Source organism: Mesorhizobium sp. M4A.F.Ca.ET.050.02.1.1 (assembly GCF_003997725.1).
In the GTDB taxonomy this organism is placed as follows: Bacteria; Pseudomonadota; Alphaproteobacteria; order Rhizobiales; family Rhizobiaceae; genus Mesorhizobium.
Genome location: NZ_RZSG01001007.1, coordinates 1 through 1,893 on the forward strand (window position 1 = coordinate 1; position 1,893 = coordinate 1,893).

The following is a 1,893-nucleotide window of genomic DNA, read 5'->3' on the forward strand; positions in this document are numbered from 1 at the left end:
GACCGGCCTGCTCGCGCGTGCCGCGGCGGCGCTAGCAAGCGGACGCTTCCTCTATCTGTCGTCGATCCGGGCGGTCGTCGGCCCGGACTTCAGCGGCACGATCGACGAGGCAACGGTTCCTGCTCCGCAAGACGCCTATGGCCGCTCGAAGCGCGACGGCGAGATCAGGACGCTCGACGCCTACCGATCGGCGGGCCGTTCCGACGCCGCCGTGCTGCGCCTGCCGCCTGTTCATGGCGAGGGCATGAAGGGAAACCTGGCAACGCTGATGCGGCTTGCCGATAGCGCCTTGCCGCTGCCGACAGCGGCCCTGACCGGGACCCGCTCGCTGATTTCGACCGGCGCCGTGGCCGGCGCGGTGCTGCGGCTGTTGACCAAACCGAAGCCGCTGCGGCCCATTTATATAGCCGGCGACCGCCCGCCCGCCGCGATCTCCGAGATCGTCACCGCCTTCCGGCGCGGTTTCGGACGGCCGCCGCGCCTGGTTGCCGTGCCCGCCGCTCCGATGCGGCTGGCGGCAAGGCTGTTCGGCAAGGCCAAGGAATGGGAAGCCCTGGCGGCAACGCAGATTTGCGATCCGTCGCTGCTTTTTGCGGAGGGCTGGGCGCCGGAAACCGATACGCTGGAGCAGCTCACCGAACTGGCGCGGCGAAGCCGCTCGGGCGACGCTCAAGCGCGATAGATGGTTCCCAGCAATATCCTGAGATCGAGGCCGAGCGAGGCAGTCCGCAGGTAGGCGGCATCGGTCTCGGCGCAAAGCACGGGGGTCGACATGTCGATACCCCGGATCTGCGCGAGGCCGGTCATGCCGGGAAGCGCCGAGAGCACGCCCAGGTCCCGGCGGCGCTCGACCAGTTCCGTCTGCGTGGGCAGGCATGGGCGCGGGCCGACAAGGCTCATTTCGCCTTTCAGCACGTTCCAAAGCTGAGGCAACTCGTCGATCTTGGCCCGGCGCAACGCCTTGCCGACGGCGGTAACGGATTGCGGCGGCGCCTCATGCGTGGGCAAGGACGGCGTTCCTCGGTACATGGTCCGCAGCTTGTGGCAGCGAAATGGCACACCGCCCTGCCCGACCCGGGTCTGGGAAAAGAGCGCCGGCCCAGGCGACGATGCCTTGATGGCCAGCATTGCAACAAGCAGCACGGGCGACGACGCCACCAGCATCGAGGCAGCCACCACAAGATCGAAGGTTCGCTTCGGCCCTTTCAGGGTCATCCAATGCTGCTCCGCGGTCGATGGTCCCAAATCCGGCGCAGCCGAATGCCATGGCCAATGCGCGAGGATCGCCGGGCTTGGCTTCAATAGCCAATCATCGACGCGCCGGACAGGTCTAACCTGCCCGTCCAACTGATTTCGGGCCGGTTTCCCGCGGTGCCTCAACCGGCGGCTTTTCAGCCTCATGCAGTCCCGCCAACACGGCAAGAGCGGCCGCCTTGTCCTGGTCACGTATTGCCGCCTGCAATGCCGTCAGGGCGACCTGAATTCTCGGCCATGACACCACTTCGGCGCGCAGGCCAAAAATCTTGGCGATATCGAGCGCGACGACCTCTTCATTCTCGCCCTGCAGCGTCTCGTGCAGCTTTTCGCCCGGCCTGATGCCGGTGAAGCGGATCGCGATGTCGGTGTAGGGGTTCTTGCCGGCCATGCGGATCATGGTTTCGGCGACTTCGAGGATCGGCACCGGCTTGCCCATGTCCAACATATAGATGGCGTAGTCGTCCTTGCCCTCCCGCTGCTCGGCATCCGCGGCCGACATGATGACGAGATCGACGGCCTCTGCCACGGTCATGAAATAGCGGGTCATGCGCCGGTCGGTGATGGTGACGGGGCCGCCGGCTTCGATCTGCGCCTGGAAGATGGTCGCCACCGAACCGTTGGAGCCGAACACATTGC

Annotated in this window: 3 protein-coding genes; 1 reads left to right on the forward strand and 2 read right to left on the reverse strand. The window is 66.2% G+C overall.

What is annotated here, in order from left to right; translation table 11 throughout:
- A partial coding sequence (locus EOA33_RS34295) for an NAD-dependent epimerase/dehydratase family protein (protein WP_127407624.1) occupies positions 1 to 682 on the forward strand: 682 nt, incomplete at its 5' end.
- Here EOA33_RS34295 and EOA33_RS34300 read toward each other — a convergent pair.
- Positions 670 to 1,215 carry a sugar transferase gene (locus EOA33_RS34300; protein WP_189375381.1) on the reverse strand — a complete coding sequence of 182 codons (546 nt, stop codon included), beginning with the start codon at positions 1,213 to 1,215 and terminating at the stop codon, positions 670 to 672. The two genes, EOA33_RS34295 and EOA33_RS34300, sit on opposite strands and share 13 nt — an antisense overlap.
- 115 nt (positions 1,216 to 1,330) lie before the next feature.
- On the reverse strand, positions 1,331 to 1,893 hold a 563-nt coding region (locus EOA33_RS34305; RefSeq protein ID WP_190234474.1), incomplete at its 5' end, for a polysaccharide biosynthesis protein.

Coding starts and splice junctions, on each gene's coding strand:
- EOA33_RS34300 (WP_189375381.1), bottom strand. CDS start 1,215: ATGACCCTGAAAGGGCCGAAGCGAACCTTCGATCTTGTGGTGGCTGCC.